This window comes from Flavobacterium sp. CAN_S2, assembly GCF_015752255.1.
In the GTDB taxonomy this organism is placed as follows: Bacteria; Bacteroidota; Bacteroidia; order Flavobacteriales; family Flavobacteriaceae; genus Flavobacterium.
The window spans coordinates 354,954-374,670 of the sequence record NZ_JADOVA010000001.1 but is presented as its reverse complement, the minus strand read 5'-3'; the positions used below and the strand labels follow the sequence as shown (position 1 = coordinate 374,670).

Genomic DNA, 19,717 nt, shown 5'->3' with positions numbered 1-19,717 from the left:
GCGAAAAAGCGTGGGATGCCGGTTCCATCAGAGCTAAAAGATTTCGTTCAATTTTCATATTAACGAAAGAAAATACAGTAGATGACTTCGTTTATGATTATTTACTGATAATTTTCTCTCAGACAATTATAAAAACGTTGTTTTAATACAACATAAAATATATAAAATTGTTGTTTATGTTTAACAATTTTAGTTATATTTGCTGTTTAAAAACAACAGTATGGAAGATCTTATTTTAGAATTTCAAGAAAAAATCACTTTTGTATCCTTGAAATTCGAACGGTATTTGATTGATAGAATGGATTTGAATAACCGATTAATTGCCGTAAAAGGCGCTAGAGGTTCAGGAAAAACGACTTTATTGTTGCAAATTGCAAAAAGAAAATTACCACTAAAAAGCACACTATATGTAAGTTTGGATCATATTTATTTTTTTGAAAATAAATTATATGATTTGGCAAAGCTGTTTGTAAAATTTGGCGGCACTCATTTGTTATTGGACGAAGTGCATAAATATCCCAATTGGTCTAGAGAGATAAAATTAATTTATGACAATTTCCCCGCTTTAAGCATTGTTTTTACTTCTTCTTCAATGCTGGAAATTTACAAAGCCGAATCAGATTTGAGTCGAAGAGCGGTTTCCTATACCTTAAAAGAGCTATCTTTTCGGGAATTTATTGAGTTGGATGCCAATAAAAAATTCCCCGTTTTTTCTTTAGAAGAAATTCTGAGTAATCACAACGAAATAGCTTCAAAAATTTTGGAAGAGCTGAAGCCCTTGCCTCTTTTTGCAAAATATTTGCAAATGGGAGCGTATCCGTATTTCAAAGAAAGTGAGAATGATTATCCTCAAAAATTACGCAACACTATAAATTTAATCATAGAAATAGATATTAATGCGGTCGAAGATTTGAATTATGAAACTTTGGTCAAATTGAAAAAATTATTGATAACTGTTGCAACGAGTGCTCCATTTACGCCCAATATTACCAAGTTAAGCGAAAAAGTAGGCGTTTCTAGAAACACCTTAATTCAGGCGATAAAAATTCTAGACCGTGCAGGATTAGTCAACGAATTGTACAAAGACACATCAGGAATAGGCGTTTTGACAAAACCCGAAAAATTGTTCTTGAACAATACCAATTTGATGTATGTTTTGGCAAAAGAGAATATCAATATTGGCAATGTTAGAGAAACGTTCTTCCTAAATCAATTCAAAGATTTGCACGAAATTAATCTGTCTGCTCAATCCGATTTTCTGGTCAATAAAAAGTACACTTTCGAAATAGGAGGCAAAAACAAAACCAGAAAACAAATTATAGATATTCCAGATTCATACATTGCTAAAGATATGATAGAAATTGGGTATGGGACTATAATTCCAGTTTGGTTGTTTGGGTTTATGTATTAGTGTAGAATGTTTGTGTTGGGATTTTTTGGTTAAGCAATCATAATATTTAATTGAGTGCTGTGCGAAGTCTCCCGACTTCTTACCTATTACTATATGCCATTCTTATTTTAGCAACTTTTATTTTCCTGTGTTTGTAGATTGTTGGAATAGTGACCTTCGCAGAGCGATTACGATTTTATTTTGTTATTGCGACTGATTCACACTTCGGAGAGCTGGGTAAGCTATTATGCAAATTTATATCTTAAAAACATCCATTCTTTGCATCCAGGGAATTTCTGATTCTACAAACGTAAGTTTGGTCTTAATGATGCGGTCACTTTTATCTCTAGGATTTTTCGTGACAAATCTCGCCTTGGATGTATTGAAATCCAATGTGTATTTTTCATCAAAGTCTTCTTGTTTGTTCGAAGAGAAACTAATCACATTGTCTTTCGCGGTCCATTTTCCTTTTCCGTATTTATTTACTTCAGTTGGAATTCCGTTTTTAATTTTAGAATAATAATGAAATACGAATGTTCCATCCTGACTTAAAGTTAATTTATAGTCTAAAATGTCATTTTCTGTCGTAGTAAGTGTACGATTGTAATCACCGGCAAATCCATTCGATTGCGCAAATGTTGTAAAGCTGAACAATATAAGTAATGTGGTTAGTAGTAATTTCATTGGTTTGGTTTTTTAATGGTTTAGTGTTTATTTGCTATTTTATGGTTTATTTGTTGGCGGTAGGCTTAATTCATTGCGAGGAATGAAGCAATCCCATCCAGTTTATCTATTATTTTATTTGCTCCTAATTGTGGGCACAGAATGCAAAACTGAGCTAACGATTGTGGATATTAGAGCGATTGGATTTTTAGTTTTATAAAAGTATTAAAATAAACGCATCGGAAGCAAGTGCGGGTTTAAGATTAATTATTACCGAACAATTTCTTTGCTTCTTTCCAAGGTATCAAATCCTCGTTCTGAATGCGACGAGATTCAATTTTGGAGGAGAATTTTCCGGATTGTTTCATCGCTGCCAGATGGGTGCCATTGCGATAAAAAGCGTTAATGTCATTTTCATTTTCCCATAACGTCATAGTGTACCAAACTCTCCCGTTCCAACTGCCGGCTACTTTGTTTTTTTTGCAGTTGGCTTGTTGAAGCTCTGCTATGATTTGTCCATTTAACTTAAAAAAAGGAACCAGTTTTAAGTATGAATTTAACTCGATTTTAGTGATGGAAACTATCATTGGCTTTTATTTGTGTTCAAGAGCGGGACGCTCGGGCCAACAGTGGGATTGTGTTGCGTCATTGCGAGGAACGAAGCAATCCCATCCAGTTTGGCTATTATTTTATTTGCTTCCCTTTGTGGGCACAGTTTGCAAAACTGCGCTAACCATTGTGGATATACGAGCGATCGGGGCGTCCACAAAGATTACTGTTTTTCTGTTTGTAAATGCAAAATAGCTACAAAAAATATTTTCTGTAATATTGTTGTTTTGTTTGTGTTCACGAGTGAAGTTTATTCTAAATTATTCCAACCTGTTACATTCGCTTTTTTGAATTGTAATAAACCATAGAGTATTACTAAGCAAAGCAAAATAAAAATTGGAGACATAACTCTGTCACTATTTAGTAATTGGACTATAAATAATATCACACTGATAATTAAAATGCCCCAAAATCCCAATTTTATCCATTTAAGTAGCATTATCGAGAAAATGACGCCCAATATTGCAAATGAACCATAAAGCAACATCATGTTTTCTGAAATATTGTATTGTGCAATGTTGGACATTTCCTCTGTTTTGAAAAAATAGAAAACAGCACTAAATGAATATGCAATGATTAAATAAATCAACCAAGCTGTTAAGCATCCGTGTCTTTGTTTATTATGCATTCTTTTTTAGTGTTAAGGTTCAGTTTAAAATTATCTTGATGTTTCTGTAGCCCTCTTTTGCTAATTACAATTAATAATGTATTTATTTTTGTTTGTGTTTACGAGCGGGACGCTAGCTCTAACGGAGAAATATCAGTTGTAATAGCCATTTTAGGCAGTTGATTTACCAATTATGAATTAGCTTAAACTTTGCGTATTCTTCTTCATTCTGCATATAGAATAACATGAAATCGTCAAGTTCAATTTTAGTTTTACTTTGTCCCATATCAGCTCTAACAAGTTTAATCAATTGAAAATAAGTCTTGAATTGATTAATTGCACCATTTTCTTTATTTAGTTCTAAAGTCCAATTAGTAAACATTTTAAAAATTTCGTCTGGAGCGTAAATAAACATATCTTTTTTTATGTCTAAAATTCGTTTTAATATTTCACGTTCAGTTATTTTCTTTCCAAGTTTTTCTCCATTTGAGATGTCAAAGAATATGTAAATTAATTCAGAATAGAGTCTGTATTTTTTTTCAGATACAAGATTTTCAATGTCTTTGATTCTGTCCTTTTGGTGTTGAATTCGCCAAATAAGAAAAGTACTTAAAGTTCCTAAAATTAAAAGTGCAATTTCTTTGTATGGAACTTCTGTGATTAGAGTTTCGTTCATTTCTTTTTTTTTATTTAATTGCCTACATTCTAGTATTGTAGCGGGATTATTACTAAATTAAGATTTGTTTTGGTTTTATCGCTAAATTTACAAATACAAGACAAATTTTAAATTAAGCATAAAACCCAAATACTTCCAAACGTCTGTTAGCAAAAATTTTTTTTATTTTAATTTGTCAATTATACCTGGCATCGTAGGACCGCTTTCATCCTTGAGCATACCCGTATCTGCTCGGCTAAATAAAGCCTGAAGAACCAAACTACGATCTTCTTGAGTTATAGTACTATCTTTTATAAGCGAAAGATAAAACACTGTTAATTTTTCTCTCTCTTCTGCATCACGAGCTAAATGGAAACTTGAAAACATAGCTTTTTTGAGAGCTTGAATACCAACAAAAAGTAGAGAAATTAGAGTAATAAAAATGATTGACCATCGAATTGCTCTAACAGGTTTTTTTGAAAATATGTTTGCAAGCATATCCTCTGGAGTTAACCAAAGTAATGAAAAGAGCATAAGGATACCCAATAAAGTCAGGGATATCAGCCAGTTCATAAATTTTTTACCTTCTAGATTAAGAAAAGATGCTCGTTCCTTCCAATACTCAGCTGGTGCCTTAAATTTCATGTGTTCGCGATACGCTTGTTCAAGTTGAATTTTTTTGTCTAACGATTTTTTTAAAAGATTTCCACCTGCAATGTGACTCTTGTCAATTTCAGCTTTTACTTTAGAATTATAATCAATAAGTTGTTTTTCAAATTGCGTGTTCCAAATATTTGAGACGTTTCTCAAATTTTCTACTTCTGCTGAACTTTTGCTTTTAGTGTCATCAACCAAGTTTTCAAAGCTGGTGAGATTGCGATAAATTTCCTGCTCAAATTCAGCTCTAACCTGTGAAAAAGATTTTTCTTCAGCTTCTCGTCTGGTTGCAACATCAACATCAGCTGTTTCGAATTGAATTGCTAAAAATGCACCTTTAAAATAATTTTTATTTCCAAGTTGGCCATAGTCTAAAGTACTAGTGATGGCTGCGAATGCACCGCGAAATTCCTCTACATCGTTGTGTAAAATAATATGTTGCAGAAATATTGATTTCGGTGAATCAGGTAAAAACACATAATCGTTAACTTGTGCGAGAGAACTTAAAATGTTGTGGTGGCTATTGTTATCTGTGTGCTGTGAATTAATTACAACATTCTCAATTGTATTCAAAACTTGGTTAAAAAATGATATTGATTCGGAAAAATTTCCTCTATTATCCGATGATTCCCATTTTAGTTGCTTATTCTCTACGATTTTGTGAAGTCCAACTAGGTCAAGATTTACTTCATAACTTTCAGTAGGAATTTTAAGATTATAAACATGGTTGCGCAAAATACTCTCTAACTCTTTTTGATTAAGTGCTTTTTTGAACTCTAAATTTTTCACATGAATTATTTTAAAAATATTAAAGGTATCCTCATTATCATTTTTTTGAATTGTTGCTAACTAACTTATATGTATGATAAAATAATACCTATCACCCCAAATTTTCAGCGATAGGTCTTACAAACGTAAGTTTTTAGTTATTTTCAAATATATAACTTTCTTCCGAAAATACTGATAAAAAATTATCAAGTTTAAATGGCTGCCCAAAACTAACTTCTTTTGCTTCAGTGATTTTAAGGAAAACCGTAAACGCAGTTATTTTAACACAAATGCCATAGCCCTGATAGAAGCGGCATCCTTTTTCTGGTCTGGTCTCGTCTTTTGGGACGAGACCAGACCAGAAAAAGATATAGCGAATAGCAGGAAACAGCTCCTGATTGCCAAACAATTCTTTCCTCATTGTTCGCAATGACAATCTCAATTGGGAGCCTTGCAAACTGAATACTTTTTTCGTAATTTTGTAGTCTAAATAAAGGACTAAGAAAATGTTAGATAGACTTCAAATAGTAAAACAACGTTTCGATGAGATTTCGGATTTGATTATTCAGCCGGATGTTATCTCGGATCAGAAGCGTTATGTGCAATTGAATCAAGAGTACAAAAGTTTAAAAGCTTTGGCTGAAAAGCGCGATGAATACGTTATTTTGATGGCGAATATCGATGAAGCAAACGAAATAATTGCCGATAACAGTGATGCTGATATGACCGAAATGGCCAAAATGCAACTGGAAGAAGCGAAGGAAAGATTGCCGGAACTGGAGGAAGAAATCAAGTTTATGTTGATTCCTAAAGATCCCGAAGATGCTAAAAATGTCATGGTGGAGATTCGTGCCGGAACGGGTGGGGATGAAGCGAGTATTTTTGCCGGGGATTTGTTCCGTATGTACACGAAATATTGTGAAAACAGAGGTTGGAGAACTTCAGTTGTCGATATGAACGAGGGAACTTCGGGTGGATTTAAAGAGGTGATTTTTGAAGTTACGGGTGAGGATGTTTACGGAACTTTGAAGTTTGAAGCGGGAGTTCACCGTGTGCAACGTGTACCGCAAACGGAAACGCAAGGACGTGTTCACACATCTGCAGCGACAGTTATGGTGCTTCCGGAAGCGGAGGAATTTGACGTACAAATTGATATGAATGATGTGCGTGTGGATTTCTTTTGTTCGTCAGGACCTGGTGGACAATCTGTAAATACTACGAAATCAGCGGTTCGTTTGACACACATTCCAACTGGTTTGGTGGCGCAATGTCAGGATCAGAAATCACAACACAAGAATAAAGATAAAGCTTTTGGCGTTTTGCGTTCCCGTTTGTACGAACAGGAATTAGCTAAAAAACAAGCGGAAGATGCTACAACACGTACGTCTCAAGTAAGTTCTGGTGACCGTTCTGCAAAGATCCGTACGTATAATTACGCTCAAGGTCGTGTAACGGATCACCGCGTAGGTTTGACTTTGTACGATTTAGGAAATATCATGAATGGTGACATTCAGAAAATTGTAGATGAGTTGGCATTAGTCAACAACATGGAAAAACTGAAAGAAGCAAGCGAGGTTTTCTAAGAAACCAGAATGTGATACCATACAAAAACCAGCGGAAAATTTCTTTCCGCTGGTTTTTTTGTATTCATAACTAACCAATATTATTTTTCTGAAAGGTTTGCGCCTTTTAAAATTCCTTTTTGTTGCCAAATAGAATGTCTGAACGCTTCATATTTGGCTGTCGCTGAATCAATTTTGGCATCAAAGTCCGCTGTATCTTCTAAGTCGTCAATCGTGCTATTGAGTTCAGTGGATTGTTTTTCGAAATATTTTTCAATAGTAGACCAATTGGCCGCTGCATCAGCAGTGGTTTTTTGGGTAACAGAATCTATAAAGCGAACGTATTTATTGGTAACCAATTCGGCTTTCTTTTCCTGTTCACTTTTACACGAGGTAAAAGTGATTGTCAGGAAAAAAAAACCGAATAGTAGTACTGAATTTTTCATTTTGGGTTTTTCTTATAATTTGAAACCGTATGCTAATCGTAGCGATATTTGTCCTAAACCATCTTTGACAACGTCGTTTTTAATTACCGGAAAGTCATTAAAATGTTCGTATCGTAAACTGATGTCAATTTTATCTGTTGCATATCCAATGGCTGGACTTAACAATAGAGAGGTGTCATTATATCCGTTTGTCACTGCAAATGCGGCACCAACTTCTCCCATTAAATACAATTGGTCTTTAAGGACAAAAGCTTTGAAACCTGCTTTTGCAGGAATGTAACCCAAGTCATTGTTGTCACCTGACACAAACATGTTGCTGAATCCTGTGGTTAGGGTTAACGAGTATTTTTGGGATAAATCATATTGAAGTCTTGCATCGGCACCCAAATTGAAATCGTACGGATTATCAAGAGGAAGTCCTCCGTTGATTCCAACTCCAAGACGAAATCCCTGATCGTAATTTTGTACTTCCTGCGCACTTGTCGTCGCTATTCCTAATACGATAGCTAACGTTGTGAAAACTGTTTTTATATCGAATTTACTTTTCATAATAATGTTTTTTAATTAATAAATTTTTGAGATTAATTTTTGAATTATACTTTTTATACACTTCCGCTGAACGGAAATTATCTCTTAAATCGTTGGCTTATTAATGTTTTTCAAGTTGTCTGCATTTGCAATTTCTGCCTTAATGATCTCTTTTGTATTTCCTAACAATTGTTGGGATTCATTTTTTAGATCATTTATTGTTTGTGAAATCACATTGGATAATTTACCCGATGAATCTTTAAGCGACTCTGCTAAGTCCGTACTTTTATCAACGATTTTTTTTCTGGTTTCACAACCTTTCGCCGGAGCAAATAGTATTCCTAATACCGTTCCTACTGCTAATCCCCCAAGTAATCCTAGTGCTACATTATTATTTTTCATGACTTTAGTTTTTTAAAAATTTAAATTATTTATCCTCTTATTACTCGCAGTAAAATGGCTATTACTGCTATTATCAATAAAACATGAATCATGCTGCCCACGCTGTAAACGAAGAATCCTAACGCCCAAAGGATTACTAGTACCACTGCAACTGCGTATAATAGATTTGACATGATGTTTTGATTTTGTGGTTAATTATTAAAATTTTATAGCTGCATACACACTCAAAACGCTATTTTTAGAATCTGGGAACGTGTAGGTTTGTCCAAGAACTGTTCTTTCTTTTCCAACAGTGCTTAATCCATAATTGTATCTGGCTCCGATTCCAAAGCTGTCAAAATCAAAGCCAACTCCAGCAGCAACACCGAAATCAAATTTATTTAAATCGTCTTCATCAACATTTTCTTCAAAGTTGTACGATCCATTAGCTGATTCGTTGGTGATTTTTGAGTCTACTAGAAATGCTGCGTAAGGACCAAATTGCACATTGAAATTCTTAGTAAGATTTGCTTTCAACAATACAGGAACTTCAATGTAGTTCAGCCTGAATTTTCCTGTTCCTTCTGCAAATGCGTTGTCGTATTGCAATTCCGCTCCTTTGGTAGTGTAACTAACTTCTGGTTGCAATGCTAGGCTTGAAGTTATAGGAAGTTGTGCGAATAAACCAATATTGAAACCGGCCAAAACATTTTGGTCGTCAACATCTTCTGTATATAAATTAGACATGTTCAAACCTCCTTTAATTCCTAATGATGCGCCACTTTCTTGTGCTTGAATTGCATTTGTAGTTCCTAGTGTTACTAAAACAACGGCTAATACTCTCTTTAAATTTTTCATCTTTGTATATTTTTTAATTGTTTGTTTTTGTTTTACAAAGATGCGATGGCAATAGTTATTGCGTGTTACATCAATTTCGAATATTGTTACAGAATTTAAATATGAGGTTATAAAATCTTGAAATAATGCCCGTCAGAATAGGGTTTAGTGTACCTTAATTCTTTTATTGCTATTGAGAAAATAAAGGAAAGTTATAAAACGCAAGGAAAGAATATTGCGTGAAATCAAATAGGAATCTGTAATGTGAAGAATAAACTATTAAGTAAATCAAGTTTATTTTTTTGAAACACATAGAAACATAGTTTGTAGGTTTTGCTTTTAAAACGTTTCAATTTAGAATTGTAAACCAAAGCGTTATGACCAAAAAAGGGAAATCCAACTCTGTTTTGCTATGTTTTATGTGTTTATTTTTAAACAGTTTCGGAGCTTTTTATTCTAAATAATGGTACCAAATAGGTTAAAAATAATCTTTTGAATTATGCAGGAAGATATATGGTAAAAGTCGCTCCTTCATTGGTGGTTCCTTTCGCAAAGATAAATCCTTTGTGGTTTTCTACTATTTTTTTGCAAATAGCGAGTCCAATTCCAGTTCCTTCATATTCGTTCTTGTTATGAAGTCGATTGAAAAGGATAAATATCTTTTTAGCATATTCCTGTTCAAAACCAATTCCGTTATCAGCCACAGTGATTTTGTGGTATTTAGTGTTGTTACTTGGTAAAATTTCTTCCTCATTTGCAACAATCGTCGAACAGTTGATTTTGATAATTGGAGTTGTATCTTCTTTGCTGTATTTTAGGGAGTTGCTGATTAAATTAGTGAACAACTGTTGAATTTGGAACGGAATTACGTTTAAAATCGGCAATTCATTATTTTCAATTAACGCTTTTTTATCTTCTATAATTTGAGCTAATTCTTGTTTTGAATTTTCCAATAAAGAATTTAAATCCGCTTCTTCAAAAACTTTCTCTGCTTTATTTGTTCTTGAAAATTGCAATAAATCCTGAATTAGAATTCGCATTCTGTTTGCTGATGATTGAATGCTGGACACGTATTGTTGTCCCGCTTTCGATAAATTATCATAGTCTTTGCTGACTAATCGAGAAAGAAACGTTTCAATTTTGCGCAAAGGTTCCTGCAAATCATGACTGGCAATGTAATTGAATGCGGTAAGTTCCTTATTATTGCTTTCTAATTCCCTGTTACGATCTTCGATAAATTTTTGAGCATACACTTCTTCGGTAACATCGCTCGTGGTTCCTATAAAGGTTTTGTCTCCGGAGGCAATTGTAACTGTTCGGCCTAATGTTCTAAAATGTCTGATCTCACCATCTTTTCGGATAATTCGGTAGGTAAAAGGAGCGAGGTCATTATCAGTAAGAATACTTTTGGTATTTTCGATTACATATTCTAAATCTTCAGGATGAATAAAGTTCAAATACGCTTCTAAACTGGCTACAAAAGATTGGGGTTCGCAACCCAACAATCGATATTCATTGTCAGAGAAAGTATAGGTATTGGTTTCGAAATTTAATTGCCAGCTTCCAAAACCACCCACTATTTCCGCAAGATTACTGGCTTCATTCGCTACCGAGAGCGTGTTTATTGTGATTTTTAGTAACACTAAATCCCGATTCATTTTAATAAAAGCAATCGTAATCAAAATCAATGTTGTTATAAGCGTCAAATAAATCAGTAACGGTGTATAATTCATCGTTAATTCATACTCTTTTTGCCTGTTTTTTAAAAGTTTTTGCTGGGTAATCATCATATCTTCTACTTTGTGACGAATAGAATCCATTGTTTGTTTACCAATAATTAAATTGTTTTTAAGAATGTTCTTTTCATATTTCCCCTGCTCAATCATATAAAGTGACTTAGAAAGGTAGTTTTGTCTTTTATTAATAAAATACAACAGTTTTTTTAAATTGCTTTGTTGGGTTCTGCTGTGTGCAGTCAGTCGAGAAACTCTTTTAAATGATTTTCTCACCAAATCTTTTGAATTATGATATGGTGTTAGAAAACTTTTATCATTACTTAAAAGGTAACCTCTTTGCCCGGTTTCGGCATCTTTTATATAGGAAATAAGTCGTTCAAGTTCAGCATTCACCTCGTGGCTGTTACTTACAAAAGCGGACGATTTTTTTAAAACCGTAATGTGCTTAAAAGTAATTCCGCCAATAAAAAAAATAATCGCTACCGAGATAACAAAAATTATTTTTAGAAAAACTGGTGATTTATGAAGTTGAATATATTTCATTTTACATTCTCATTAAAAAATTATCTTTGTTCAAGCCAGAAGTGTGGTATTGCCAATTGATGGTCACCACTTCAGAAAGTATTTTTTTTAAATCCTCGAAATCATTTGGTTTTTTAATATAGATATTGGCACCATTTATAAAGGTTTCTTCAATATGTTCTTCAGATGATGAGGTGGAATAAATTGCAATGGCAATATCACTTAGCTTTTCATTTTTTTTGATTTCCAATAAACATTCAACGCCATTCTTTTTTGGCATGTTCAAATCCAGAAACAATACATTTGGCAAAACAGAATCTTCATGGTTCAGATAATCCATTAACTCGACACCATCGTTAAAGGTACTTACTTTGGTGTTTATTTTTAATTCATCAAATGCATCCGTAAAAAACAATCTGTCATCTTCGTCATCGTCTGCAAGGCAAATATTTATGAAATCAGTAGTCATATACTATTGGTTTAATTGTTGTTTTTATTGGATAATTCTCTTCGTTTCGAAATAATGCGCTGGAAAGCAGAAGGCGTCATTCCAGTGGTATGCTTGAATTGCGTACTCAAATGTGCTACGCTGGAGTAATTCAATTGAATGGAAATTTCAGTCAAATTAAGTGGAGTGTTGATCATCAATTGTTTCGCTAATTCTATTTTTTGAATAATAATAAAATTTTCAATAGAAGTATACGTGACTTCTGAAAAAACATTAGACAAATAGGCGTAACTAAGATTTAATTTGTCCGCAATATACACGGAGCTTTTTATGTTTAGCGGCTTATCACTGTTGACCATTTCAACGATGGCGTCTTTTATTTTTTGGACCAAAACACTTTTCTGATTTTCAACTATTTCTATGCCATATTCTTTGAAAATAGCGGTGATTTCGGTTACTTTTGAAGAAGGTATTTTTTCTAAAAAATTAAATTCGCCAAACCCGATAATATTAAATTTATACCCCAATTCGGATAGTTTTTCCTGAACAATTTTTTTTGTCAGTTGAGCATAATCAAATTTTAAATATACTTTCATAAGACTTTTGTTTAACGGTAAAGATATAAAAAGGTTGCTTTCAAATTCATTTTTGAAATTTTCTTAAAACCATTTTATAGAATCAGAAATAGCTGATTTTCGAACTTTAATGCAAAATTTGAATTAATTCATAAAGGTTTAGTTTTGATTATTAGGTTTTTAAAAATAGAAAAATTTTCGGATTTAATTGGTGTTGAATTTTAAAAAAGTTCAACAATCGTTAATTTTGTGATTTTTTTAACAGATATTTTAAGATTAAATTGTTCTTTTTTTTGGGCAATTCGTAAAAATTATTCGTGGATATAACTGCTTTTTCAGCGTTATAAATCTTTATTTTCAGTTGCTTTTTTATGTAATGAAATGCTGTTTTTAACTGGTTTTTGGCTTTGGATTAAGAGCTGTTTTCTGTGTTTTCAATTTACGTAATGCCGGAATAATGCGTTTTGATTTCGGAATATAAATTTGAATTTTTATTGTAGGATTGTAACTGATATTGATTCTATGTTTGTAATTTTGCCGCACAACTACATAAAAATGACAACACAACAACTTATCCAACAAATTCAACAAAAAAAATCGTTCCTATGCGTAGGTTTAGATGTTGATTTGACAAAAATCCCATCGTATTTATTAGAATCAGAAGATCCTATTTTTGAGTTTAATAAAGCGATTATTGATGCAACTCATGACCTTACTGTCGCCTATAAACCCAATACTGCTTTTTATGAAGCTCATGGTATAAAAGGGTGGATGTCACTGCAAAAAACAATTAAGTATCTGAACGAAAATTATCCAGAAATCTTCACAATTGCTGATGCAAAACGCGGAGATATTGGAAATACGTCATCAATGTATGCGAAAGCTTTCTTTGAAGATTTGAATTTCGACAGCGTTACTGTTGCTCCTTATATGGGAAAAGATTCTGTAGAACCCTTTTTAGCTTTCGAAAATAAACATACGATTATGTTGGCTTTGACTTCCAATGAAGGTGCATTCGACTTTCAGACTTTGAATGTTTCCGACGCTTCGGGAAGAAAAGAATTGTACAAACAGGTGTTAGAAACGTCTAAAACTTGGAAAAACAGCGAAAACCTGATGTATGTTGTAGGTGCTACTAAAGCGGAATATTTTACTGAAATCCGCAAAATTGTTCCTGACAGTTTTTTACTAGTTCCGGGAGTTGGCGCACAAGGAGGAAGTCTTTCAGAAGTTTGCAAATACGGAATGAATGCCAATGTTGGATTATTAATCAATTCCTCCAGAGCAATTATTTACGCCTCAAATAGAACTGATTTTGCCCAAAAGGCTAGAGACGAAGCGTTGAAAATGCAACAGGAAATGGAACAAATTATGAGTTTAAAGTTTAAAGTTTAAAGTTTCAGGTTGTAACCAAAACATAAAACATAAAGCCTTTAATTATGAAACATATAAGTCATGTAAGTTAAAGAATGTTAGCTTGCTAAATAGTACTTAAGAAGGTATATAAGTTAAAAGCGTTCTTTATAAAGCTATGACTTTCTAAAATGAACTATTTGACTGCATAAATTAATTGTAAATTAAAAACTTAAATGACTTTTATGTTTAACAATTTATTTTTTCAGAATGCGCTTATTTGTAAAAACTTAATTTTTCTTAATTTCTTAATGGTAAAAAAGCGGTAAATTGATGCTTTAACACTATCAACTTTAAACTCTAAACTTGAAACAAAAAACTTTAATCGATCAAATAGGAATAACTCATTCATTTGAAACATCTCCAAAACGTATTATTTCACTAGTTCCCTCTCAAACGGAATTACTCTATGATCTAGGTCTCGAAGACCGAATCATCGGAATTACAAAATTCTGTGTGCATCCGTATCATTTTAAATTAACCAAGAAAATTGTTGGCGGCACCAAAAAAGTGCACTACGAGAAAATCAGATTGCTGCAACCGGATATTATCATTTGTAATAAAGAGGAAAATACAGCTGAAATGGTGGATGAATTGCGTGAAATTTGTCCGGTTTGGGTAACAAATATCATCACGATTGAAGAGAATTTTCAAATGATAACCGACTTTGGTCAGCTCTTTAATTGCAGAACTGAAGCCCAAAAATGGAACGATAAATTGTCTTTTGCCTTGAGCGATTTTAAAAAATTCATCAAAGATAAACCGCAGCAAAAAGTAGCGTATTTTATTTGGAAAAACCCTTTTATGGTCGCTGGTTCGGATAATTTCATCAACGAATTGCTTAAACTAAACCATTTTCAGAATATTTACCAAACTTCGGGGCGTTATCCGGAAATCGAACTCAAAAAAATTCGTCTGGAAGGCGATCCTGATTTGGTTTTCCTATCCTCAGAGCCGTATCCTTTCAAGGAAGAAGATGCTTTTGAGATAGGTCGTTTTACGCATCATGCAAAGACAGTGTTTGTGGATGGTGAAATGTTTTCCTGGTATGGAAGTAGGCTGTTAAAAGCGTTTGACTATTTTAAAAAAATGCATCAAAAACTATAATTCGCATTCCTCTAAAATTAATTCTTCCTGAGCTACAACAGGTTTTAAAGGGTTTTTATCTAGGTCGAAATTTAATTCAGCAAGTATTTGGTATTCTCTTTTAAGCTTTTCTATTTCACTTTTCTCTTTCAATAATCCAATCATCGGTGTAATTTTTTTGCAAATTTACTGCATACAATTATAAAACAAGCAATATTTTTTGTTAAGATTGGGATTTAAAATTAAAGTTCTATTTTTACAAAAAAAATACGTGATCAATTACACCATTTACGAAAATAAAAACACCGAGCAGTGGGTCACTTTTGTACACGGTGCCGGCGGAAGTTCTTCTATCTGGTTCAAGCAAATTCGCGATTTCAAGAAACAATATAATGTATTGTTATTGGATTTACGAGGTCACGGAGAATCAAAGCCCACTTTAAAGACAGCTTTCAAACAGAAATATACTTTTTCGGCTTTGGCCAATGATATTCTGGAAGTACTAGATTATTTAAAAATTGAAAAATCACATTTTGTTGGTATTTCATTGGGAACAATCCTCATCAGACAATTGGCCGAAATGTATCCGGAACGCGTGCAAAGTATGATTCTGGGCGGTGCAATCCTGAAAATGAATTTCCGTTCTCAAGTATTGATGCGATTGGGAAATATGTTTAAATATGTATTGCCTTATCTCGTTTTATACAAGTTTTTTGCCTTTGTCATCATGCCTAAAAAAAGTCACAAGCAATCTCGTGTTCTTTTTATAAACGAGGCCAAGAAATTATACCAAAAAGAATTTATAAAATGGTTTAAACTCACTGCCGAAATAAACCCGGTGCTGAAATGGTTCCGTCAAGTCGAATTGAATATTCCTACGCTTTATGTGATGGGTGAAGAAGATTATATGTTTTTACCATCGGTTCGTAAAGTGGTGGAGAATCATTATAAATCGTCGAAACTCTTTGTGATAGAAAAATGTGGACACGTAGTCAATGTGGAACAACCTAATGCTTTTAACGATGCGGTACTTTCTTTTATAAATACGGCCAAATAAAAAAAGCCTGCATTTACATGCAGGCAATTCTTTAACTAACCAAAACCAAAATAATAAATAACCAGTTTATTACTCTGCAAAGATCACACTTAAGGAAACGTTTTGCTGTTAAGATTTTGTTATTACTTTGTTGTACATAAGTTAAGTTTCTTTAACTTTAATATGTTGTTTCTGGAAACGTTTTTTGTTTCAGAATATATTTCGAAATTACCCCATTTCTACCTATTCAAATTTCACTTTCTTCTGTTGAAAAATACTGCTTTTTCGATGTTGCTTTTGTAGGCAGTATCAATTTAGTGGTGTTTTGTATTTTGTTATTCCTTGATGAAAACTATTAAATTACCTTAATATGAAATCACATGAAAAACTTACAACAGCGTCTGGAAGGCCATTTGTAGAAAACGAAAATTCTCAATCTGTTGGTTCACGCGGACCGTTACTTTTACAAGATTATATTCTTCACGAAAAAATGGCGCATTTCAATAGAGAGCGAATTCCGGAGCGCGTGGTTCATGCTAAAGGTTCTGGCGCATTTGGAACATTTACCGTAACCCACGATATCACGAAGTACACAAAAGCCAAACTATTTTCTGAAATTGGAAAAGAAACAAAAGTAATCATGCGTTTTTCTACCGTAGGAGGCGAACGAGGTTCAGCGGATACCGAAAGAGATCCGCGTGGTTTTTCAATCAAGTTTTATACTGAGGACGGGAATTGGGATTTGGTGGGCAATAATACACCGGTTTTCTTTGTGAAAGACCCTAAAAAGTTCGGAGATTTTATCCATACTCAAAAACGAGATCCATACACCAATATGAAATCACCAACGATGATGTGGGATTATTGGTCATTAAATCCGGAGAGTTTGCATCAGGTATTGATACTTATGTCAGATCGAGGAACACCTTATGGATATCGTCACATGCACGGTTTTGGGAGTCATACATTTTCAATGATTAATGTAGCAAATGAACGCACTTATGTGAAATTTCATTTCATAACAGCGCAGGGAATCAAAAATTTCAACAATGAAGAAGCAGCCGAAATGAAATCGCGTGATATGGATTTTGCACAGCGTGATTTGTTTGAAAATATTGATTCGGGAAATTTTCCACAATGGAATCTACAAATCCAAGTCATGACCGAAGAACAGGCAAATTCTCAAGACTATTATTTAAATCCATTTGATGTAACTAAAGTTTGGCCTCACGCCGATTTTCCTCTGATTGATGTTGGTGTGCTAGAATTAAATCAAAATCCACACAATTATTTTCAGGACATTGAGCAAGTGGCATTTGCACCGGCACATATTGTTGACGGAATTGGATATTCACCAGATAAAATGTTGCAAGGCAGATTGTTGTCCTATCCTGATGCGCAACGCTATCGTTTGGGAACTAATTATGAGCAAATTCCAGTCAACCGTTGTCCATTTGCAACTAATAATTACCAACGGGACGGACAAATGCGAGTGGATGGAAATGGAGGCAGTAACCCGAATTATTTCCCAAATAGTTTTGATTCCATGGAAATTGATCAAACGTATAAAGAACCACCAATGGAAGTTTTCAGTGATTTTGCGGATTGGTACGACAGAAATTGCGAAGGAGAAAACGATCATTATACGCAACCGGGAAATTTATTCAAAATCATGGCTCCTGAGCAGCAACAGAACACGATACATAATATCATTTCGCACATGTCAGGTATCGAAGGTCCCAAAAAAGAAGAAATTGTTAACCGACAATTGAGTCATTTTTATAGAGTTGATGGCCGAATAGGAGCGGGAGTTGCTGAAGGATTAGGAGTTGATGTTGATTTGTTAGAAAGATAAAATTTCGATTTTTTGTAAAAAAAGGCTCGCCAAAAGTGAGCTTTTTTTATATCGTAGATTCCTTAATTCGACGGGTTTTGCTCCCTTTGGCTTGGAGAGTGCTGTGCTGAGGATTTATAAAAACACCACCGTTTTATTGTCATAAACCATTGTTTTTCTTTCGGCATGCAATTTTATTGCTCTGGCCAAAACCATACGTTCCAGATCGCGCCCTTTCATAATAAAATCTTCTATCGAATGGCTGTGCGAAACTCGGGCAATATCCTGCTCGATAATCGGACCTTCATCCAATCCTTCGGTTACATAATGGCTGGTAGCACCAATGATTTTCACACCGCGTTTAAAAGCAGAATGATACGGTTTTGCCCCAGGAAACGCCGGAAGAAAAGAGTGATGAATATTGATAATTTGATTCTTGTATTGTGCAATCAAATTGGGTGTGATAATTTGCATGTAGCGCGCCAAAACAATAAAGTCAATATTGTATTGCTTCAATAAATCCAACTGCTTTTGTTCGCCCTCTGCTTTTATATCTTTCGTGAAAGGAACATAATGAAACGGAATAGCAAAACGTTCTGCCACTGCTTTCAAATCTTCATGGTTGCTGATGATTAAAGGAATTTCAAGAGGCAATTCGCCGGCGCTGTAACGTCCTAAAATATCATACAAGCAATGGTCGTATTTAGAAACAAACAAAGCCATTCTTGGTTTTTCATCTTGTGTATATATTTCCCATGACATCTTAAACGGAGAAGCTAACTTGGCTTGAAAATCAGTTTTAATGGCTTCAATATTCCAATTTTTAGCACTGAATTCACATTCTAAACGCATGAAAAATACATTTTCATCGGCATCAACATGTTGATCTAAATAAATAATATTGCCATCAATGGACGAAATATAATTCGTAACGGAGGCAATAATTGCTTTCTGATCTTCGCAATGGATTAGGATTGTAATTTTTTGCATTAGCGTTCTGTTTTCAGCTTTGTTCTTAGTAATGAATAGTATTTTTCAAAACTAGATGAATTTGTACTTATAAAAAAGTTGAATTTGGCGGTTTTATGTTTGAAAAAAAACAGCCAAATTTCAATCTATTTGTAATCCTGCATTGCAAAAACTTTCTGTAACAAAACAGAAGTTCTGGCACTTAGATTCGTTCTGATGTTTTTCTCTTCAACGGCTACCATTTTGAAAACACCATTCAACGCTTGATTTGTAACATAATCCGTCAAATCAGGATTCACTTTATTTACAAGAGGAATGCTGTTGTATTTTGTAATAATGTTAGTCCAAACTTTATCGGCACCAACTTTAGTAAACGAATTTTTAATCACCGGATTGAATTTTCCGTATAAAGCCGTTGAAGTGCTGTTTTGTAAATAATTCGTAGCCGAACTTTCATTGCCCATCAATATCGTTTTGGCATCCATAAAGGTCATGTTTCTAACAGCGTCAACAAATATTGGCGTAGCTTCCTTTACCGCATCTTCGGCAGCACGATTTAATACTTTCAAACCTTCGTCAGCCAAAGAACTCAATCCAATTCTTCTCAAACCCGCGTCTACTTTTCTCAATTCTTCCGGCAATAAAATTTTTACGGCTTCATTTCTGTAAAAACCATCGGTAGCGGTCAGTTTGGTCACCTGTTTTGAAATCCCATTATTCAGTGCTTCCTTTAATCCGCCGGCAATATCAACACCGCCAATTCCTTGCGTTTGCGGGAATTGATTCATAACTTGTTGCATTTCGGCACAACTGGAAAGTGAAATTGCTACTGCTAAAACTAAAATTTTCTTCATCGTAAATTGTTTATTGATTAATTCGCCTTCCGGCATTTGTAAAAATACTACTTATTCAAAAACAAAGCCAACTATTCTTTAGCAGCACAAAGTTTAGTAGTATTAATGACGATTTGTCCCGCTTTCCGCTGTATTCCCGAT

General features: G+C 33.9%; 23 protein-coding genes. 6 read left to right on the top strand and 17 right to left on the bottom strand.

What is annotated here, in order from left to right; all coding sequences use genetic code 11:
• The first annotated feature begins 220 nt into the window (after positions 1-220).
• Positions 221-1,411 carry an ATP-binding protein gene (locus IWX80_RS01740; RefSeq protein WP_196851918.1) on the top strand — a complete coding sequence of 397 codons (1,191 nt, stop codon included), beginning with the start codon at positions 221-223 and terminating at the stop codon, positions 1,409-1,411.
• A gap of 234 nt (positions 1,412-1,645) precedes the next feature.
• Here the strand turns inward: IWX80_RS01740 and IWX80_RS01735 are convergent, their stop codons facing one another.
• The 6 genes from IWX80_RS01735 to IWX80_RS01710 all read right to left on the bottom strand — a co-directional run bounded on the left by IWX80_RS01735 (position 1,646) and on the right by IWX80_RS01710 (position 5,770).
• Complete coding sequence (locus IWX80_RS01735) at positions 1,646-2,074, bottom strand: hypothetical protein (RefSeq protein WP_196851917.1); 429 nt, start codon at positions 2,072-2,074, stop codon at positions 1,646-1,648.
• Positions 2,075-2,316: 242 nt separating this feature from the next.
• The gene (locus IWX80_RS01730; RefSeq protein ID WP_196851916.1) at positions 2,317-2,640 is read right to left on the bottom strand and encodes a hypothetical protein; all 324 of its coding nucleotides are present in this window, start codon (positions 2,638-2,640) and stop codon (positions 2,317-2,319) included.
• A gap of 272 nt (positions 2,641-2,912) precedes the next feature.
• Positions 2,913-3,290, bottom strand: a complete 378-nt coding sequence (locus IWX80_RS01725; RefSeq protein WP_196851915.1) for a hypothetical protein — start codon at positions 3,288-3,290, stop codon at positions 2,913-2,915.
• Positions 3,291-3,453: 163 nt separating this feature from the next.
• Complete coding sequence (locus IWX80_RS01720; protein ID WP_196851914.1) at positions 3,454-3,945, bottom strand: hypothetical protein; 492 nt, start codon at positions 3,943-3,945, stop codon at positions 3,454-3,456.
• Between the two features lie 162 nt (positions 3,946-4,107).
• On the bottom strand, positions 4,108-5,370 hold the full coding sequence (locus IWX80_RS01715) for a DUF6161 domain-containing protein (protein ID WP_196851913.1): 1,263 nt from the start codon (positions 5,368-5,370) through the stop codon (positions 4,108-4,110).
• A gap of 133 nt (positions 5,371-5,503) precedes the next feature.
• Positions 5,504-5,770, bottom strand: a complete 267-nt coding sequence (locus IWX80_RS01710; protein WP_196851912.1) for a hypothetical protein — start codon at positions 5,768-5,770, stop codon at positions 5,504-5,506.
• Positions 5,771-5,855: 85 nt separating this feature from the next.
• Here IWX80_RS01710 and prfA point away from each other — a divergent pair, with 85 nt between their 5' ends.
• Positions 5,856-6,932 carry a peptide chain release factor 1 gene (gene prfA, locus IWX80_RS01705; protein ID WP_091174156.1) on the top strand — a complete coding sequence of 359 codons (1,077 nt, stop codon included), beginning with the start codon at positions 5,856-5,858 and terminating at the stop codon, positions 6,930-6,932.
• 80 nt (positions 6,933-7,012) lie between these two features.
• Here prfA and IWX80_RS01700 read toward each other — a convergent pair whose 3' ends face one another.
• From IWX80_RS01700 to IWX80_RS01665, 8 genes are all read right to left on the bottom strand, one after another.
• Entirely contained in the window at positions 7,013-7,357 is a 345-nt protein-coding gene (locus IWX80_RS01700) for a hypothetical protein (protein ID WP_196851911.1), read from the bottom strand.
• A 12-nt stretch (positions 7,358-7,369) separates the two neighbouring features.
• Entirely contained in the window at positions 7,370-7,906 is a 537-nt protein-coding gene (locus tag IWX80_RS01695; protein WP_196851910.1) for a hypothetical protein, read from the bottom strand.
• Between the two features lie 84 nt (positions 7,907-7,990).
• The gene (locus IWX80_RS01690) at positions 7,991-8,287 is read right to left on the bottom strand and encodes a YtxH domain-containing protein (protein ID WP_196851909.1); all 297 of its coding nucleotides are present in this window, start codon (positions 8,285-8,287) and stop codon (positions 7,991-7,993) included.
• A 29-nt stretch (positions 8,288-8,316) separates the two neighbouring features.
• Positions 8,317-8,460, bottom strand: a complete 144-nt coding sequence (locus IWX80_RS01685) for a lmo0937 family membrane protein (RefSeq protein ID WP_113633518.1) — start codon at positions 8,458-8,460, stop codon at positions 8,317-8,319.
• A 25-nt stretch (positions 8,461-8,485) separates the two neighbouring features.
• Positions 8,486-9,124 (bottom strand): porin family protein, encoded by a 639-nt coding sequence (locus IWX80_RS01680; RefSeq protein WP_196851908.1) that lies wholly within the window; start codon positions 9,122-9,124, stop codon positions 8,486-8,488.
• A 476-nt stretch (positions 9,125-9,600) separates the two neighbouring features.
• Complete coding sequence (locus tag IWX80_RS01675) at positions 9,601-11,382, bottom strand: sensor histidine kinase (RefSeq protein WP_196851907.1); 1,782 nt, start codon at positions 11,380-11,382, stop codon at positions 9,601-9,603.
• 1 nt (position 11,383) lies between these two features.
• Positions 11,384-11,830, bottom strand: coding sequence for a response regulator (locus IWX80_RS01670; protein ID WP_113633515.1), 447 nt, complete (start codon positions 11,828-11,830; stop codon positions 11,384-11,386).
• A gap of 11 nt (positions 11,831-11,841) precedes the next feature.
• The gene (locus tag IWX80_RS01665) at positions 11,842-12,405 is read right to left on the bottom strand and encodes a helix-turn-helix domain-containing protein (protein ID WP_196851906.1); all 564 of its coding nucleotides are present in this window, start codon (positions 12,403-12,405) and stop codon (positions 11,842-11,844) included.
• Between the two features lie 534 nt (positions 12,406-12,939).
• On the opposite strand from IWX80_RS01665, the gene pyrF reads away from it, so the two are divergent.
• Together pyrF and IWX80_RS01655 are read left to right on the top strand one after the other, a co-directional pair.
• Positions 12,940-13,779, top strand: coding sequence for an orotidine-5'-phosphate decarboxylase (gene pyrF / locus IWX80_RS01660; RefSeq protein ID WP_196851905.1), 840 nt, complete (start codon positions 12,940-12,942; stop codon positions 13,777-13,779).
• 324 nt (positions 13,780-14,103) lie between these two features.
• On the top strand, positions 14,104-14,904 hold the full coding sequence (locus IWX80_RS01655; protein ID WP_196851904.1) for an ABC transporter substrate-binding protein: 801 nt from the start codon (positions 14,104-14,106) through the stop codon (positions 14,902-14,904).
• On the opposite strand, the gene IWX80_RS01650 is transcribed toward IWX80_RS01655, so the two are convergent.
• On the bottom strand, positions 14,899-15,048 hold the full coding sequence (locus tag IWX80_RS01650; protein WP_196851903.1) for a hypothetical protein: 150 nt from the start codon (positions 15,046-15,048) through the stop codon (positions 14,899-14,901). The genes IWX80_RS01655 and IWX80_RS01650 overlap by 6 nt on opposite strands.
• A 106-nt stretch (positions 15,049-15,154) precedes the next feature.
• Here IWX80_RS01650 and IWX80_RS01645 point away from each other — a divergent pair, with 106 nt between their 5' ends.
• Positions 15,155-15,940 (top strand): alpha/beta fold hydrolase, encoded by a 786-nt coding sequence (locus IWX80_RS01645; protein ID WP_196851902.1) that lies wholly within the window; start codon positions 15,155-15,157, stop codon positions 15,938-15,940.
• A gap of 349 nt (positions 15,941-16,289) precedes the next feature.
• Positions 16,290-17,774 carry a catalase gene (locus IWX80_RS01640; RefSeq protein ID WP_196851901.1) on the top strand — a complete coding sequence of 495 codons (1,485 nt, stop codon included), beginning with the start codon at positions 16,290-16,292 and terminating at the stop codon, positions 17,772-17,774.
• Between the two features lie 114 nt (positions 17,775-17,888).
• Here IWX80_RS01640 and purU read toward each other — a convergent pair whose 3' ends face one another.
• Both purU and IWX80_RS01630 read right to left on the bottom strand, forming a co-directional pair.
• Positions 17,889-18,743 carry a formyltetrahydrofolate deformylase gene (purU, locus tag IWX80_RS01635; protein WP_196851900.1) on the bottom strand — a complete coding sequence of 285 codons (855 nt, stop codon included), beginning with the start codon at positions 18,741-18,743 and terminating at the stop codon, positions 17,889-17,891.
• 125 nt (positions 18,744-18,868) lie between these two features.
• A complete protein-coding gene (locus IWX80_RS01630) occupies positions 18,869-19,576 on the bottom strand; it encodes a DUF4197 domain-containing protein (RefSeq protein WP_121364976.1) in 708 nt (235 codons plus the stop codon).
• Positions 19,577-19,717 lie beyond the last annotated feature (141 nt).

What these genes read in the sequence shown, in the direction of transcription:
- IWX80_RS01740 (WP_196851918.1), top strand. Translation starts at nt 221, where the DNA reads ATGGAAGATCTTATTTTAGAATTTCAAGAAAAAATCACTTTTGTATCC.
- IWX80_RS01735 (WP_196851917.1), bottom strand. Translation starts at nt 2,074, where the DNA reads ATGAAATTACTACTAACCACATTACTTATATTGTTCAGCTTTACAACA.
- IWX80_RS01730 (WP_196851916.1), bottom strand. Translation starts at nt 2,640, where the DNA reads ATGATAGTTTCCATCACTAAAATCGAGTTAAATTCATACTTAAAACTG.
- IWX80_RS01725 (WP_196851915.1), bottom strand. Translation starts at nt 3,290, where the DNA reads ATGCATAATAAACAAAGACACGGATGCTTAACAGCTTGGTTGATTTAT.
- IWX80_RS01720 (WP_196851914.1), bottom strand. Translation starts at nt 3,945, where the DNA reads ATGAACGAAACTCTAATCACAGAAGTTCCATACAAAGAAATTGCACTT.
- IWX80_RS01710 (WP_196851912.1), bottom strand. Translation starts at nt 5,770, where the DNA reads ATGAGGAAAGAATTGTTTGGCAATCAGGAGCTGTTTCCTGCTATTCGC.
- prfA (WP_091174156.1), top strand. Translation starts at nt 5,856, where the DNA reads ATGTTAGATAGACTTCAAATAGTAAAACAACGTTTCGATGAGATTTCG.
- IWX80_RS01700 (WP_196851911.1), bottom strand. Translation starts at nt 7,357, where the DNA reads ATGAAAAATTCAGTACTACTATTCGGTTTTTTTTTCCTGACAATCACT.
- IWX80_RS01695 (WP_196851910.1), bottom strand. Translation starts at nt 7,906, where the DNA reads ATGAAAAGTAAATTCGATATAAAAACAGTTTTCACAACGTTAGCTATC.
- IWX80_RS01690 (WP_196851909.1), bottom strand. Translation starts at nt 8,287, where the DNA reads ATGAAAAATAATAATGTAGCACTAGGATTACTTGGGGGATTAGCAGTA.
- IWX80_RS01685 (WP_113633518.1), bottom strand. Translation starts at nt 8,460, where the DNA reads ATGTCAAATCTATTATACGCAGTTGCAGTGGTACTAGTAATCCTTTGG.
- IWX80_RS01680 (WP_196851908.1), bottom strand. Translation starts at nt 9,124, where the DNA reads ATGAAAAATTTAAAGAGAGTATTAGCCGTTGTTTTAGTAACACTAGGA.
- IWX80_RS01675 (WP_196851907.1), bottom strand. Translation starts at nt 11,382, where the DNA reads ATGAAATATATTCAACTTCATAAATCACCAGTTTTTCTAAAAATAATT.
- IWX80_RS01670 (WP_113633515.1), bottom strand. Translation starts at nt 11,830, where the DNA reads ATGACTACTGATTTCATAAATATTTGCCTTGCAGACGATGACGAAGAT.
- IWX80_RS01665 (WP_196851906.1), bottom strand. Translation starts at nt 12,405, where the DNA reads ATGAAAGTATATTTAAAATTTGATTATGCTCAACTGACAAAAAAAATT.
- pyrF (WP_196851905.1), top strand. Translation starts at nt 12,940, where the DNA reads ATGACAACACAACAACTTATCCAACAAATTCAACAAAAAAAATCGTTC.
- IWX80_RS01650 (WP_196851903.1), bottom strand. Translation starts at nt 15,048, where the DNA reads ATGATTGGATTATTGAAAGAGAAAAGTGAAATAGAAAAGCTTAAAAGA.
- IWX80_RS01640 (WP_196851901.1), top strand. Translation starts at nt 16,290, where the DNA reads ATGAAATCACATGAAAAACTTACAACAGCGTCTGGAAGGCCATTTGTA.
- purU (WP_196851900.1), bottom strand. Translation starts at nt 18,743, where the DNA reads ATGCAAAAAATTACAATCCTAATCCATTGCGAAGATCAGAAAGCAATT.
- IWX80_RS01630 (WP_121364976.1), bottom strand. Translation starts at nt 19,576, where the DNA reads ATGAAGAAAATTTTAGTTTTAGCAGTAGCAATTTCACTTTCCAGTTGT.